1 protein-coding gene is annotated in these 504 nt (G+C 59.9%); it reads left to right on the forward strand.

All coding sequences use genetic code 11. From position 1 onward, the window contains the following. A partial coding sequence (locus tag ADK66_RS30355) for a hypothetical protein (protein ID WP_231640260.1) occupies positions 1-202 on the forward strand: 202 nt, incomplete at its 5' end. Positions 203-504: the final 302 nt, after the last annotated feature.

Here is a 504-nt window from a genome sequence, read left to right on the forward strand (position 1 = left end):
CACCGTCCTGCGAATAGAGGTGCTCGAGACGACGGCGAAGACGATCTTGATCTCGGGCAACGCGGCTGGGCTCACCTCGCTCGCGCGTCACCTGCTCACCCTCGCGCAGCCCAGCGCCCCGGCCGGGTCCCATCTAGACTTCGACGATTACTGCGGCTGGTTCGAGGAAGGCTCGTTCGGGGTCCGGATCGAACTGGAGTAGCGGAGATGAGTGGGTCCACTTATTGGCGTACGCAGATCGTAGACTTCCTTGAAGCTCTTAGCGCGCTTCGCGCCGCTCTTCTTCAGAGTGGTCCAGACCTGGAAAACCTCGGGCAGTTGGTTGCGGAGGCCAGGAAAGGTGGAATTCAGCGAAGTGGGGTCCTGGGAGGTGTGGAGTATCAGGTCCACGGTCGTGGTGTGTTGATGGTCGACGCAGTCGGCCGTGAGGTGGACGTCGATCTTCTTCCCGATGATTCCGCGGTATTTGATCCATGGCGTTTGTTGCGCTTCTCGAATCAATCT

Source organism: Micromonospora sp. NRRL B-16802 (assembly GCF_001279555.1).
GTDB lineage: Bacteria > Actinomycetota > Actinomycetes > Mycobacteriales > Micromonosporaceae > Micromonospora > Micromonospora profundi.